The 14,299-nt window shown below is 44.7% G+C and carries 14 protein-coding genes; 5 read left to right on the top strand and 9 right to left on the bottom strand.

What is annotated here, in order from left to right; all coding sequences use genetic code 11:
* Positions 1–146 precede the first annotated feature (146 nt).
* The 5 genes from FC62_RS05055 to FC62_RS05075 all read right to left on the bottom strand — a co-directional run bounded on the left by FC62_RS05055 (position 147) and on the right by FC62_RS05075 (position 3,292).
* Entirely contained in the window at positions 147–383 is a 237-nt protein-coding gene (locus FC62_RS05055) for a hypothetical protein (protein ID WP_056947311.1), read from the bottom strand.
* Between the two features lie 80 nt (positions 384–463).
* Positions 464–1,093 (bottom strand): histidine phosphatase family protein, encoded by a 630-nt coding sequence (locus tag FC62_RS05060; protein ID WP_056947314.1) that lies wholly within the window; start codon positions 1,091–1,093, stop codon positions 464–466.
* Positions 1,094–1,166: 73 nt separating this feature from the next.
* Positions 1,167–1,538 (bottom strand): hypothetical protein, encoded by a 372-nt coding sequence (locus FC62_RS05065; RefSeq protein WP_054745770.1) that lies wholly within the window; start codon positions 1,536–1,538, stop codon positions 1,167–1,169.
* A gap of 88 nt (positions 1,539–1,626) precedes the next feature.
* Entirely contained in the window at positions 1,627–2,736 is a 1,110-nt protein-coding gene (locus FC62_RS05070; RefSeq protein WP_054745772.1) for a GNAT family N-acetyltransferase, read from the bottom strand.
* 172 nt (positions 2,737–2,908) lie between these two features.
* Positions 2,909–3,292, bottom strand: a complete 384-nt coding sequence (locus tag FC62_RS05075; RefSeq protein ID WP_054745774.1) for a YxeA family protein — start codon at positions 3,290–3,292, stop codon at positions 2,909–2,911.
* A gap of 111 nt (positions 3,293–3,403) precedes the next feature.
* Here FC62_RS05075 and FC62_RS05080 point away from each other — a divergent pair, with 111 nt between their 5' ends.
* The 4 genes from FC62_RS05080 (at position 3,404) to FC62_RS05095 (ending at position 5,981) form a co-directional block, all read left to right on the top strand.
* Positions 3,404–3,943, top strand: coding sequence for a 5-formyltetrahydrofolate cyclo-ligase (locus FC62_RS05080; RefSeq protein ID WP_056947318.1), 540 nt, complete (start codon positions 3,404–3,406; stop codon positions 3,941–3,943).
* A 600-nt stretch (positions 3,944–4,543) separates the two neighbouring features.
* On the top strand, positions 4,544–5,104 hold the full coding sequence (gene amaP, locus FC62_RS05085) for an alkaline shock response membrane anchor protein AmaP (protein WP_056947321.1): 561 nt from the start codon (positions 4,544–4,546) through the stop codon (positions 5,102–5,104).
* An 11-nt stretch (positions 5,105–5,115) separates the two neighbouring features.
* Entirely contained in the window at positions 5,116–5,328 is a 213-nt protein-coding gene (locus FC62_RS05090) for a DUF2273 domain-containing protein (protein ID WP_054745778.1), read from the top strand.
* Positions 5,328–5,981: an Asp23/Gls24 family envelope stress response protein gene (locus tag FC62_RS05095; protein WP_236693787.1), complete on the top strand. Its 654-nt coding sequence runs from the start codon at positions 5,328–5,330 to the stop codon at positions 5,979–5,981. The genes FC62_RS05090 and FC62_RS05095 overlap by 1 nt, the downstream gene beginning before the upstream one ends.
* Positions 5,982–6,537: 556 nt before the next feature.
* Here FC62_RS05095 and FC62_RS05100 read toward each other — a convergent pair.
* From FC62_RS05100 to FC62_RS05115, 4 genes are all read right to left on the bottom strand, one after another.
* On the bottom strand, positions 6,538–8,934 hold the full coding sequence (locus FC62_RS05100; protein ID WP_056947325.1) for an ABC transporter permease: 2,397 nt from the start codon (positions 8,932–8,934) through the stop codon (positions 6,538–6,540).
* Positions 8,935–8,939: 5 nt separating this feature from the next.
* Positions 8,940–9,602 (bottom strand): ABC transporter ATP-binding protein, encoded by a 663-nt coding sequence (locus FC62_RS05105; protein ID WP_056947328.1) that lies wholly within the window; start codon positions 9,600–9,602, stop codon positions 8,940–8,942.
* 70 nt (positions 9,603–9,672) lie between these two features.
* The gene (locus FC62_RS05110) at positions 9,673–10,680 is read right to left on the bottom strand and encodes a sensor histidine kinase (protein ID WP_054745786.1); all 1,008 of its coding nucleotides are present in this window, start codon (positions 10,678–10,680) and stop codon (positions 9,673–9,675) included.
* A complete protein-coding gene (locus FC62_RS05115; RefSeq protein ID WP_054745788.1) occupies positions 10,661–11,320 on the bottom strand; it encodes a response regulator transcription factor in 660 nt (219 codons plus the stop codon). The genes FC62_RS05110 and FC62_RS05115 overlap by 20 nt, the downstream gene beginning before the upstream one ends.
* A 180-nt stretch (positions 11,321–11,500) precedes the next feature.
* On the opposite strand from FC62_RS05115, the gene FC62_RS05120 reads away from it, so the two are divergent.
* On the top strand, positions 11,501–14,263 hold the full coding sequence (locus tag FC62_RS05120; protein ID WP_201779029.1) for a cation-translocating P-type ATPase: 2,763 nt from the start codon (positions 11,501–11,503) through the stop codon (positions 14,261–14,263).
* Positions 14,264–14,299 lie beyond the last annotated feature (36 nt).

Here is a 14,299-nt window from a genome sequence, read left to right on the forward strand (position 1 = left end):
AAATAACATTTTTTAAACCTGAAAGGTAATTTTATTACCACAGTCACTAAATATAACAGGCAAAATAAAAAAAACAACCCCCTGCTACCAATTTTTCAGAGATTACTGGATTGGCTTGGTTGTTTTTATATAACTTCGTTCTTTATTTAATCACTTAGCTTACCGAACAAAGAGTCGTCTTTCGGCTTGGTGTAGGCATCGTAGTGGGTATCGATTAATTCGATCAGTTCTTGTTTGTCCATCTTGATGCCTGCGCAGTAGGACATTAACGCGGCAGATAAAATATAGCCACGCTCGTTTGAGTCCGCTAAATTTTTTGAAAATTCAATTCCAATTTGTTGTCTTTGATAATCTGTCTTGATTTTTACTTGTTTATCTTCCATCGTCGCGCTCCATTTCGTCTCTTAATGTATATTGACATATTACTACTATGAGCTAGCCGGTAAAGAAAAACAACCGCTATTTATCTGTTGAAGAAATCATCCGCGGACACCAGCTCGCGGTTAAATGAGTAGAGTCGTGGGCTAAACCCTTCGTTCTCATCCAGATGTACTTCATTAACTGTCACGTTGCCCACGTTCACGAACGAATCCATCTCAGCGTGGAAAATCGCGGCGAAGAAGCCACGAATAGTCAAGCCGTGGCAGACTACCAGCACTTTTTTGTCTGGATAATCTTGCTTCAAATCTGCTACGAAATCAGCAACTCGGTGTACTAGATCGTCATAGCTCTCAGCCTCATGGGCATACTGTGAGAAGTTCTTATTGAGCATCCCCATGTAATCAAAGGCATCGGGATACTGTAAGCGCAATGGATCAGGATCTTGTGACTCCCACTGGCCAAAGTGCATCTCCTCCACCCGGGGATCGGTCGCAATTTCCCACTTGCCTTTTGTCAAAATTTCAGCTGTTTCTAGCGCCCGCTGTAAGGGACTAGCAAAGACAGCATCGAATTTTTGTTCGTCAAATACTTCACTGACCGCTCGCGCATAGGCGACGCCATCAGGAGATAAGGGCGCATCAAAGCCGGCACCAGAAATCAGGTTCTGCGCATTAGTAGTACTCCTACTGTGTCGAATAAGGGTTAAGTCCATGGGAAAATGACCTCCGTTAAGCTGAATTTTATCGAGAAATGAAAGCAGACGTTAATTTGCCAGCAAATAAGCCTCACAGTACTGCGCTAAGCAAATAGCTCACTACGCCCAATACAATCAAGACTACTAGAGCAACCACACCAAAGATTACGGCTAGCAACCGGTGGTTACGGGCAGATTGTGCGTTCTTGGCACCGACGAGCTTGATGACGTGTCGAATGCTCAGGAGTACATCTAGGAAGAAGAACCACAGGATCAGTGACAATGGAAATTTGATGGCCAAGAAGATTTGCAAAGTCACGACAACGATCATGCAGCTGATACTTAACCGGAACAATACCAGATATTGTGGGTACATCTTCCGGTCCTTGAAATACGCCAGTAGTCCGAAGAGAAATAACGCCCCAAAGAAAACATATGAAAGTATCTGTAGTATAAATCCCATTCTTCTACTCCATCCTGTTCAATACTCATCCATCTTAACATATTAAGTATCAAAAAAGCGCTTTATTTTAGGTGTAAAAAGCCACGAATTAGAAGTAGTCAACGAGCTCAGGTTCTGTCTGTACTAGGGTCAAAGCGAATTGCTGCGCCCGCTTGTCATCGTTAACAATTACCTGCTGCCAGTCTATTAGCTGCTGTAATGTGACAGCACCGAGCATCAGCTGACTAAAGCGGGTGATCGAAATTTCTAAATCAGGACGTTGTTGAGCGGGAGCTTTGGTTAGGCTTCCCGGCGTAAACCGCCCGACACCGTTATTGCGCTCGATTACGGGATCGGTTAATTTGATATTAATTTCAGCGAAATCTGCGCTAAAAGGATATTGTCTGACGAAACTCTGAATATTCACAATTCGCGCCATCATGTATGGAGTAACAGCGGTGGTAGCTAGGTCCGGTTCTGGCAGCTCAAGCCCAAAATACATAGAATTTGGAGTCACCACGCTTAATTGCTGCCCTTCATCTAACTGATTGTTCAGATAAACGAGCAGCGTATTGCTAACTTGAGCATTCACGGCCACGCGTTCAACTACCTGAATCTCGTTAGGCGTTTCAACGTACAGGGTATAGCCTAATAATCCACCGTCAGCACCCTGACACAACAGTACTTGACGCTCATTATAACGGGTCACCAGATAATCCCACCACCAGTCATCCCGCACCAAACCGCCACGTAGATCCTGGACTCTGGCAGCATAGAACGCCTGTAATTTCTCTACAACTGCGGCGAAAGATGCAGTGCTAAATTGTACATCCGAACTCAGATCCGGGGCCACTAACTCCTGCCGCTTAAATGTCGTCGTAGTCCGGTTAAATACTTGCTCATAGCCAAAGCGTCGGTAGAAAGTATAAGAAAACGGAGCGAGATAAGACAGTTCCACCTGCGCGGCATCCATCTCCACCAATGCCTGACGCATCAGTTTGCTAGGGCCACCTTGGCCGCGAAACACTGGGTCACTCATGACAACACCAATCCCCCGCATGGCCAACTGGCGCCCAACGAAAGAAACAGGTAAATTAATGGCGTACAACCCGGCGATTACCCGCTCTCCTACGGTTGTACGATAAACCGCCGCATGGTTAAATCTGGCCCAAAAAGCGGCTCTTGTCCACACGTCATCAACCTTTTGAAATGCCTGCAAATATAACTGTTAGAAGCTCGCCCGCTCTTCACTCGTTAGCTCATCATTCATCATTAATCCTGTTCGACCTCTTATGTTTTCGCTTTCAGTCTAATTGTACCAATGAACTCGGCAAAATAAAGGCTTGGACTTAATTATTCACATGCTATACTAGTGCAGTAGATTATGAATATTACATTTGAGCTACCCTAGTCCGCAAACTAGTGGGAATCTCACTCAGCGAAACTTCCTCGTACGTCACCACGAAGCGGCCCTTATGTGTAATCTTCAGGTAGTGGTCTGGCAGAAAATCCTTCATTCCCATGACGTCTAACGTTAGACTGTCACCAGTATGATCAATCGTCTCGAAACGGTAAGTTGGCATGTCATGATCATCACGACTGATTGGTTCCACTCCCGTTTTGACATACGCACTACTTTCATTAACCAAGGGGTTTAACTTATCGATTATTTGAGCAACCACACCCGAGCTGTTTGACGTGACCATAAATGCCGCACTACCCAATAACACCAGGACGCCTGCCACCATAATTACTAACTTTACTAACTTCTTCATGTTCTACCTCCTATAACCTTTTGTCTGCCAATAATTTAGCAAGAACCAGCAGTAGGAGAAATGCATTTAACTTACAGCTAGCTAACAATCTTGTCACTCGGAGGAATACATTTGACTAAAAAAGAATTTAGAACCACCCAACTATATCGCCTCAAACAGGCTCAATTCACCACGAAAAAAGAGAGTTTAGCCCTCACGCAACTGCTACTCGCTCACCCAACATTCAAGTCTGCCAAAAGCATTGGCATCACATACTCCGGCGCGCTCGAGGTCGAGACCAGTTTAATCATTCAAGCAGCCTGGCGGAAAGGGAAACGCGTATACCTCCCGAAGACGCTGCCTAACCGGCAGATGGCCTTTATTGAACACACTGCAAAAGACGAGCTGGTGCTAAGCTCATTTGGTGTCCCGGAACCACGCTACGAAGAACGACGCGTCAACAATGAGGTTGACCTCATGATCGTGCCCGGAATCGGCTTTGCAACAGACAGTCATTACAGAATTGGCTTTGGTGGCGGCTATTACGACCGCTTTCTGGCCCACTACCCAGGTCAGACTGTAGCACTGGTTCCAACTGCAATGCAATTTGCCACCGCGGAGTGGCAGATTGAGCCATTCGATATCCCAATTCAGGAGCTGATATTAGCGTAACCACCGTCTAACGACTCATCTGGGCAAAATAAATAGCCTAGCACCAGTTTACATTTGTGACTAGGAATATTTGATAAACTACTAAACTACTTGATTGCTTACTTAAAGGCACCCGTGAATGCGGCAATACTGAGAGATAACATGATTACACCAAAGAATGCGCTATACCAGATACCATAACCCGCGAATGCGGATGTATTCTTATTCCCATGAGTTTTAATCCGCATGAATTCACTGTAGGTATTATAAAATTGCCAAACAGCAACAATCGCGGAGGTTACAACCCTGTGTATGATACTGACCGTACAATATCAGGTTTGAAGGGCCTCATGGGAGGTAATTAACTAGAATCAATCACTTCCTACAGCTCAAATATCTCACAACTAAGCTACAATAAATAAATGTAAGTAATACTCAATTATAGTGCCACGGGAAAGTTCCATTATTTCCTCCGACACTTTTTCTTTACCTGCACAATTTATAAAACATTGTTATTATATTTTACTGATGATTATAATTCGTTTTTCTTTATTTAGGTCCTCGATTCTCGCTATAATGGAATTGGATACGAAACACCAGAACAACAGAGAGGGTGAGCCTATGACAAGAACGAAAAAAATTGTGTTTCTATTCATTATTCTGATACTTTTCTCCCTGTTGTTAGCAAACATCATTGCTAATCAACGGGCAGTGTCTTTACCGTTCTCACTAGTTCTCCCGGTGAGATATCCCCTATTCTCAGCACCAATAGTCAACTACCTTTTCTGGGGGAGCCTGGTCGCGCTAATCATATTGCTAATCCTGGCGCTCATCATCATCTTCTGGCCAATTGATGCGCAAACTCGTTTGGTGAAGAAAGACGCCGGACAGCTGACGATTGATAAGAAGGCCATCGATGGCTTCGTGAACTCGATCCTTGAGCAGGAGCACTGGATTGTAGACCACTCGGTCAAGACCCGCCTCACCAGGAACAAAATCAAGGTTTCGGTGAATGGGACGCTCCGCCCAATTTTCAATGCACGCGAGAAAAGTAGTCGGTTGATTAATCGAATCGAGACGGAGTTGCATAGCCTACTTGGAATTGAGGATAAGAAGAAGATTCAGATTGAGCTGAAGGACTTCAAGTCTGGTAACAAGCGCAATGCACCCCGTGTAGTTTAGGAGGATCAGCTATGGAAGAGATGATTAGAACATACCGGTTTCCCATCATCGGTGCGGTTGTCGGCTTGATTCTGGCAACGTTAATCTTCACAATCGGTTTTTGGAAAACCATCCTAGTGCTCATATTGACTGTGCTTGGTGCTTATTTAGCCTTTAAGTTACAGCAGTCTGGAATTTTACAGAAAATCAAACAGAATTCAACAAAGAAAAGAGGATCAAATTAATGGATAAAACAATGTCAAAAAGCAAGGACCAATTAACATCAAAAGATATCAACGAGCAGGTGCGAACAGAGACTGGCCAAATCGATTCCACGCAAACGGGCAAGAAAGATTCAGGAAGTTTGAGCACACAGGATGTAAATCAGACTAAAGATAGCTCAAAGAGCCAGATTCGGGGTGATTTAACTTTTGATGATCAAGTAATCCAGAAGATTGTTGGTATTGCACTCGATAAAGTTGATGGTCTGCTTAGTGTTGATGGCGGCTTCTTCTCTAATATTACTAGCAAACTGGTAAACACGGATCAAACGACAAGCGGTATCGATGTGGAAGTTGGCAAGAAACAAGTTGCCGTTGACCTAGAAATCGTTGCAGAGTACCAGAAACGGATTCCAGAAATCTATGATAAGATGAAGGACATTATTCAAAGAGAGGTTCACCAAATGACGAACCTGGATGTGGTGGAACTAAATGTAAATGTGGTCGATGTGATGACTAGAGAAGAACACGAGAAGCAAAGCGACACAGTGCAGGATAAATTGAGTCGCGCAACAGAAAAGACTGGCGAGTTCATCTCAGACAAGACTGAACAAGCAACTGAGGCAACAAAGCGTGCCGTTGATAAGAGCAGAAGCCGTGCGGAACAGATTCGCTAGAATAATGAGGAACCAAGGGTAGAATAGAATGTTGCGACAGGACATGGTTAGCTTTCGAGTACTAGTGAACTTGCTCAAAAACTACGCAGCAGTTTGAAGTGCAAGAAACTAGACGGAGAAAGTTATGTCCTGGAGCACATTTACAAGTTGCGACACCGAGCGCCCAGCTTCTGAGCACTAACGAACTTGGCTATCAATTACATCGTAATTGGTAAGACAAGAAGTTAGGCGGAGGAAGTTGCGAGGTGGAGCACAATTACAAGTTGCGACAGGACATGGTTAGCTTTCGAGTACTAGTGAACTTGCTCAAAAACTACGCAGTAGTTTGAAGTGCAAGAAACTAGACGGAGAAAGTTATGTCCAGGAGCACAATTACAAGTTGCGACACCGAGCGCCCAGCTTCTGAGCACTAACGAACTTGGCTATCAATTACAACGTAATTGGTAAAACAAGAAGTTAGGCGGAGGAAGTTGCGAGGTGGAGCACATTTACAAATCCCAACACAACATAACCATTTCCACCAAAAAAGGCAGCCTCACGGCTGTCTTTTTTTATACTATTCTGCTCTAATCAATTCGTTAATATCCTGTGCTTTCACAGTCCGATAAATAAAGATTTGGAAAACTGCCCAAACAACTAACAGCATTAGACCCACAACGATAATTTGTGTGGTTGGGAATAGGTAATGATTTAGATAGTAATCGTTCATCATCTTAAATAGTCCGTAGGAAACTCCCACGCCTAATCCCGTTCCAATAACTCCACCGGTAATCAACAAAATTGCGTTTTGAATTCCCAGCATCCCTGTAACCTGCTTCGCTGTCATTCCAACAGATTGGAACATTGCAAGACTGCGTTTTGAAGTGAGCAATGTGGAGAAAATATGACTGACAATCGTTGCCAGACTCACAAGTGAGAGTAATGCAATGAAGCCATATATCAGAATTCTTACTCCCAGCATCAAACTTCTTTGCTTATTCTGTTCAGCGATATTATCCGTGGTGTAAGCGTTAGGAAATTGTGCCCTTAAAGCATCATTCACACGTTGATGATTTTTAGAATTTGCTAATTTTGCTGCAGCAGCAATCCCAACATCATCGGAGCCCTTTCCCACTTTTGCAGCTATTTCCTTAAATTGCTGTTGACTTACGACCAGCGTATTATCCAGATTGAAATTAGAAATCATTTTGGTTGCGACATTATAAGTATCGACAACGACCCGGCTCGTGAGTGTATAACTGTACTTAGTCTTATTTGCTCCATTCTGTGACCAGTCAGCTAGCTTAAGTACAAAATTATCCTGCACCGGGAAATCTGAAATCACTTCTGACCGACCTCCACCCAGATCGTAGGTCATCTGAATCGAAATCAAGGTTGGCTTACCATTAAAATCGTTTTGGAAATCCTGTTGATTGATTCCCAAAACATAAATATCGCCATCCCTCTTTTCATCAACAGCTTCCCCACTTTTGGTATAGGTTTTGGGATATTCAGCTATTGCATGCATAAATGAACCAGATTGATAATTTTTTAGCTTATCAGCCTCTCTAAATACGCTTTGCAGTTCAGCTTCATCGGTTTTTTTATCCCTATCCCAGAAAACGATATCGGCTGATTCCCTGTAGTTTATTTCTTGAATAAATGAGCTAACAAAAGCTGTTAAACCAACAAATAGCATTAATGTAAAAATCAATGTAGCCATCATCGTGCGTTTCTGCGCCGAGCGGCGGTAATTTCTCATTGCCAATCTAGCCGTGGGCTGTTTAACATGTCTGATTAACCACGTGTTTTTCAGATGACGTTTCGTGAGCTTAGGACTAGGATCTAGCTGCTTAATCGCATTAATCGGTGTGACCTTTGCCGCACGTCGTGCTGGCCTAAATGACGCAATTATAGCCATCAAGACCATGAAGAAAAGTGCAACAAGCAGAGGTGGCCAATCGATGACCGTCTTAATCACCAAACCTGCATCCCCTTTTGCCAGAATTTGGTTGATTAGCTTAATCACACCGCTCATCCCAACGACACCAAAGCCATAGCCAAGCACCATTGATGGCACAACTAGAATCAAAGCTTGCTGATACACAATTTGACGAATCTGCCTAGGTGTAGTCCCGATGGAGCGCAATAACCCATAGCGTTTTCTCTGCGCCATCACCGAAAGGTTGATACTCGTGTAGATTAGAATCAAGGCGACAACTCCAATAATCGCCAGAATTACTAGCACAACCGTCGTTGTAACTGCAGCGGCACCGATACCACGCGATTGACCCATGGTTTGAAGGGCAGAATTCAAAAACTGTAAATCCTTTTTCTTTACCTTTGCTTTTGCCGCAATCTTATCCATTTCTGCATAGAAATTGGTGTATCTTTTCGGAATCACAGCGATGTTAATTGGTCCGCTAAAATCATCTGAATAGCCCAGTATCGAGCCCGTATTAACCAGGCTGCCCGTGAAATTCATCATTCGACCAACTACATTAAAGGTCTGTTTCTTTCCCGCAATCGTGAAGGTGACTTTACCATCCACGATATCGTCATAGCCGTCCGGGACCAAGACTTCATTTTTAGCGTTTGGTAATCTCCCACTCGTCAAAATCGGTTTGGCTAGATCATACAAGGACTTTCTAGGCATCGTTTTGAAATCAATATTTACATAATAGTTACTGTCATCGACCTCAAATGTACCCTTTGTTTGTGAGATAGCCGTCAATTTGAATGCTGAATTATTCAGTATTTCTTTCTGTCCACTTACAGGAACATTATTAAATTGCATGACGTAACCGCCGGAATCTTTGGTCTGAATATCGAACATCGTTCTTTGACCGCTGCGCAATCCAACAAGCACAGCAACCGCAAGTGTTGCGGCAATTGCCATTGCGATAATCGTCATGATAGTACGTTTAATATCCGTTTTTAGCAGGCGTAGACTTAATTTCCAAGTTGTTTTCATCGCGCTTACCCCTCATTCAGCAAGCCGTCTTCAATCGTGATGATTCGACTGGCCTGTTGTGCAATGAGTGGATCGTGTGTGATTAAAACCACAGTCTGTCCCTCTTTAACGTTGGCGTAATGCAATAATTCCATGATTTCCTGGGAGTTTCTCTGATCCAAGTTACCCGTGGGCTCATCGGCCAGTACAATTGCTGGCTTATTAATCAACGCCCGCCCGATTGCTACTCTTTGCTGTTGTCCACCGGAAAGTGCTGCAGGAAGGGCATCCTCCTTCCCGCGTAACCCCAACGTGTTAAATAATTCAGCTAACTGCTCATCGGGAACGTTCTTGCCATCCAATTCCGCTGGCAAGGTAATGTTCTCACGTACCGTCAGATTAGGCAGTAGGTTATAGAATTGGTAGATTAAGCCGACCTGACGGCGACGAAAAATCGCGAGTTGAGTCTCATTCAGGTCGTAGATATCCGTGTCATACAGCTGCACTGAACCACTGGTTGGTCGGTCAACCCCACCCAAGAGGTGGAGCAACGTTGACTTGCCCGAGCCACTGGAGCCGACGATTGCGAGAAATTCTCCTTCTTCAATCGATAAGTTAGCCTGGTTCAATGCAGGTCGTTCCTCACCAGGATATTGCTTGGTTAAATTTTTTGCTGTCAAAATAGCCATCTGACTTCCTCCATCTTTATTTAAATTCAGTATAGTTGGCGAAAGTGACAGCTAGGTGACAACAACCAAACTAACGAAACAAATCAACGCGGTAGCTTACGCCAGCCGCAATATTTTGCACCGAAACATTGCCACCAGTAGCAGTAATTATTCCCTTGGCGATGGCGAGGCCAATCCCCATGTTGTTCGGTGCACTCTGACTTCCACGATAGAATCGATCAAACAGATGCGGCAGGTCAGTTTCAGCGATTGCTTCTCCCGCGTTTTCAATTGTCAAAATTACGGAAAGTGGTGTCTGCACAGCTTTCACTTTAATCAGACTATGTTTTGGTGCGTGTTCAAAGTTGTTTTTGAAAATATTTATTAGAGCTTCCTGCATCAGCTTACGGTTCACGGCGACCACAATATCCTGCGGCACAGCGTAGTCGAATGACAAATCCGCGGTAGTAATCGCAGGCAAAAGAAAGTTCAAACTCTCCGTGAGCAACTGATTTAAGTTAACAGGCTCCTTGATATTACTCAATGTGTGGGTGTCGACTTTGGCAAGCAGCACCATCTGCTCAACCAGACCGGCTAAACGTTCATTTTGCTGCTGTAGCCCCTTTTTGCTCTCTGCCAGATTCTCAGGTGTCAGCAAATCAATCATATTACCACTCGTCGCAATCGGCGTACGTAACTGGTGCGCAATATTGGTAATTGCGTAGGTCAATTGCTGACGATCCTGCTTCAGATTAACCGCCTGGACCTCGCTCTGCCTGCGGTAGCGATACAGTTCATTGTGAATCTTCGAGAACAATCCTTCGTCATTTTGCACCAGCGAGTATTCACTCTGACCCGTTCCTGTCGCCTTAAGCAGTTCATGAATCGCAGCTAGCTTCTCGTTAACCAGCTTTAACCACCTATATAAGGTAAATACAACCAAAGAAACAGCAACTAGGTATACGGCTAACAACAGTAAAAATTGCTCCGGCAATAAAACGATAGCCAGAGCGAATACACCACTGAGAATAACGATTAATACGCTGCCTAACTTCACCACCAAACGAATTTCGGGCGAATCATGCATTATTTTGTTCATCGAAAAAGTACCCCATTCCCCTAATCGTGCGAATCATGGTTGGCTGATTTGGTTGCAACTCAATTTTCTCTCGCAGACGCTTAATTGTAACCGTCAACGTATTGTCACTGACGTATTTCCCCTGCACGTCCCAGATGACTTGCATCAACTGTTCGCGTTGTAGAATCTGATTGTGATTCTCGACCAAGAAGCGTAAAAGGCGCCACTCTAGGACTGTCAATGACACGGGAACGCCATCACGTAGCAAAATCTGCTTGCCGAAGTCAAAAGTTAGCGCTCCTATTACTAATTGTGCTTGTGGGATTAGCTTGTTCATTCTTGCCTCTAGCACATGTAAACTGACCGGTTTTAGCACGTAATCTTCGGCCAGACCTAATCCTGTGATAATCCTATTTTCTTCGTCGTTGGCTGTTAGAATCAATATCTTGCTAGACAAAAGTTCGTGCCAGCTTTTAAGCCACGCTAAGCCGTCACCATCGGGCAATCCAAGATCGAGAATGATAATGTCAGGTGTTTCATTTTGGATAAGTGCTTCAGCCATGCTCAAGTTTTGAGCAATATTAACTTGGTATTTTCCCGTAAAATACTCGGCCATGCTGTTCGCTAGCGCCTGCTCGTCCTCGACAATTAGTAATTTCATCGGTCAGCCTCCCCGTCTTTGTTCTGTGTATGTCGAAATGTAGTCTCAGTATACCCGATGCCTTTCGAAATCAAAAATAGTGTCATTACTTTTATAGGTAAAATTTTCCCGAAAAGGTGTGTTTTTGGGCGGCAAAAAGACTATCATACGCTTGTAAGATTATTAATCTTTGGGGGAATAATTATGCAAGAGAAGTCTACGCGCATGTATGCGCAAGAGGAGCTCACAAAAGTTTATAAAGAGCTCGGAACTTCAGAGAATGGTCTCACTAAGGAGGCTGCGGAAACCCGTCTAGAGCATTTCGGTCCAAACACCATCAAAAAGGCGCAACGCGAATCCGAATTTAAAACCTTCATCAAGAACTTCCTGAGTCTCATGGCAATCCTACTTTGGATCTCAGGTTTCATCGCAATTTTCACCGGTACGCCCGAACTTGGGATTGCAATTTGGGCAGTCACCATCATTAATGGGGTCTTCAGTTATTACCAAGAACACGCCGCCAAAAAAGCAACGGATTCGCTGCTAGGCATGCTGCCACAGTTCACCAAGGTCTATCGCGACGGAGAAGTAGTTAATCTGGAGTCATCTCAAGTTGTCCCTGGCGATATTTTTGTCCTCCAGGCCGGCGACGCAATTCCAGTTGATGCCCGCCTAATCGAGGCCACCTCACTGCAGGTCGACGAATCCGCCCTCACAGGTGAATCGGTCCCCGAATCGAAGAAGGTTGGTTTTGAGGAAGGCGAAGGTCGTTTTGCGGAGAGTAACATCATCTATGCCGGCACAACTGCCGTTAGTGGCACTGCAAAAGCCGTAACGCTAACAACAGGTATGGCCACAGAGTTTGGTCACATTGCCGCATTGACGCACGAACAGAAAAAGACGGCAAGTCCACTTCAGCTTGAGCTCAACCGTCTGACCAAGCAGATTTCCATTATTGCCTTCTCGATTGGCCTGGTTTTCCTCGTTGCCGCGATTTTCTTCGTCCATTATCCATTCGCTAAATCCTTCGTTTTTGCACTTGGGATGATTGTCGCCTTCATTCCTGAAGGACTTCTACCAACCGTCACACTTTCCCTAGCGCAGGGTGTCAAACGCATGGCTAAGAAGCACGCGCTTGTTAAGGAGCTCAGCAGCATCGAGACCCTCGGTGAAACTACTGTTATCTGTTCGGATAAAACGGGAACATTGACGCAGAATCAGATGACTATCAACCATCTCTGGCTTCCCAAAAACGAGTTTGACGTGACAGGTCAAGGATACGTCAACAACGGAGAAATTACCTTAAACGGTAAGTCGATTAACGTCGCCGATTATCCAAATCTTGGTATGCTCGTTCAAGTTGCCGCACTCGATAACGATACGCAAGTTGAACAAGCTGATGGTGAACCCAAAATCATGGGAACACCAACGGAAGCCGCATTGATCATCCTGGCCCAAAAGGCGGGTTTTGATATCAAGCAAGCTAAGCTTGATACACCACGAGTTAAGGAGTTCACATTCGATTCAGAACGAAAAAGAATGTCGACTATCCATCAAATTGAAAAAGACAGCTATCGCCTCTGTTTGAAGGGCTCACTAAGTGACACAATTAACCTATGCGACCAGATTCAGGATGGTGACACGCTGCGCCCACTCACGGTTGCTGACCACGAACGAATTGACGCAGCAAACAAAGAATATGCCTCATCAGGTTTACGTTCCATGGTCATCGCTTATCGCGATTTGGGTCAACTTGACGAAGATGAGCTGAACGCAATCGAGTTCACCGAAGCTGAGAAGCATCTGACATTCGTCGGCTTAGCAGTCATGTCAGACCCACCACGTCCAGAGGTTTTCGCAGCTGTCAATGAATGTCACGAGGCCAAAATCAAGATTATCATGGTGACAGGCGACAGCTCATTAACGGCTAAATCAATCGCTGTTCAAATCGGGATTGTTGGTGAGAATGCCCGCGTTATCACCGGTAGCGCGCTCGAAAAAATGAGCAAGCAAGAGCTAAAGATTGCCCTAGCTGACGAAGTTGTTTTTGCTAGAGTTGCGCCAGAGCAGAAGTACAAAATCGTCTCGACACTGCAAGAGATGGGCGAAGTCGTTGCCTCGACCGGCGATGGCGTAAATGATGCTCCCGCACTGAAGAAAGCTGACATCGGCGTGGCCATGGGTAAGATGGGCACGGATGTCGCAAAAGATGCTGCAGACATAATTCTAACCGATGACAATTTTGCTTCAATCGTTGCGGCTATCGAAGAAGGTCGTGCGGTTTACAGCAACATCCAAAAGTTCCTGATTTATATTCTCTGCTCGAATGTTCCTGAGGCATTTCCTTCGATCCTGTTCCTATTCAGTCGCGGATTGATTCCGTTGCCTTTAACCGTCATGCAAATCCTGACCGTCGATTTGGGTACCGATCTCTTACCAGCACTTGGCTTAGGTTCTGAAAAGGCGGAACCAGGAATTATGAAGCAGCCACCTCGTTCAAGGAACGCACATTTACTAAACAAGCGCGTGATCTGGAAGGCTTTTGGCTGGTATGGCCTAATTGCATCCCTGATCTCGACCGGCGCATACTTCTTCACCAACTACGAAAATGGTTGGCCTAGCGTGTCGCTCGCGGGTAGCGGATCGCTTTACATGGAGGCCACCACGATGACTTTGGCGGCTATCGTCTTCTGCCAGGTTGCTAACGTGCTTAACTGTCGGACGCAGAACTCCTCGGTTTTCTCAATCGGATTGTTCAAAAATAGATTGGTCTGGTACGGCATCATCTTCGAGATTTTGTTATTAGCAGTCCTCATCTACACACCTGTACTGCAGGGCGTATTCAACACAACCGCTATTCAATGGGTTGATTGGGCATTCCTCTTTGCCATCCCAATTCCATTGTTCCTGATTGAGGAGTTGCGCAAGCTTATTGCAAGAAGATCACATCCAGAATTATATTAGTTTATAGACTTTAAAAGCATAGCAAAATAGCCCTAA

Source organism: Amylolactobacillus amylotrophicus DSM 20534 (genome assembly GCF_001434555.1).
In the GTDB taxonomy this organism is placed as follows: domain Bacteria; phylum Bacillota; class Bacilli; order Lactobacillales; family Lactobacillaceae; genus Amylolactobacillus; species Amylolactobacillus amylophilus.

Excerpts from the sequence above, each read along its gene's own strand:
- FC62_RS05055 (WP_056947311.1), bottom strand. The coding sequence starts at position 383 with ATGGAAGATAAACAAGTAAAAATCAAGACAGATTATCAAAGACAACAA.
- FC62_RS05060 (WP_056947314.1), bottom strand. The coding sequence starts at position 1,093 with ATGGACTTAACCCTTATTCGACACAGTAGGAGTACTACTAATGCGCAG.
- FC62_RS05065 (WP_054745770.1), bottom strand. The coding sequence starts at position 1,538 with ATGGGATTTATACTACAGATACTTTCATATGTTTTCTTTGGGGCGTTA.
- FC62_RS05075 (WP_054745774.1), bottom strand. The coding sequence starts at position 3,292 with ATGAAGAAGTTAGTAAAGTTAGTAATTATGGTGGCAGGCGTCCTGGTG.
- amaP (WP_056947321.1), top strand. The coding sequence starts at position 4,544 with ATGACAAGAACGAAAAAAATTGTGTTTCTATTCATTATTCTGATACTT.
- FC62_RS05090 (WP_054745778.1), top strand. The coding sequence starts at position 5,116 with ATGGAAGAGATGATTAGAACATACCGGTTTCCCATCATCGGTGCGGTT.
- FC62_RS05095 (WP_236693787.1), top strand. The coding sequence starts at position 5,328 with ATGGATAAAACAATGTCAAAAAGCAAGGACCAATTAACATCAAAAGAT.
- FC62_RS05100 (WP_056947325.1), bottom strand. The coding sequence starts at position 8,934 with ATGAAAACAACTTGGAAATTAAGTCTACGCCTGCTAAAAACGGATATT.
- FC62_RS05105 (WP_056947328.1), bottom strand. The coding sequence starts at position 9,602 with ATGGCTATTTTGACAGCAAAAAATTTAACCAAGCAATATCCTGGTGAG.
- FC62_RS05110 (WP_054745786.1), bottom strand. The coding sequence starts at position 10,680 with ATGAACAAAATAATGCATGATTCGCCCGAAATTCGTTTGGTGGTGAAG.
- FC62_RS05115 (WP_054745788.1), bottom strand. The coding sequence starts at position 11,320 with ATGAAATTACTAATTGTCGAGGACGAGCAGGCGCTAGCGAACAGCATG.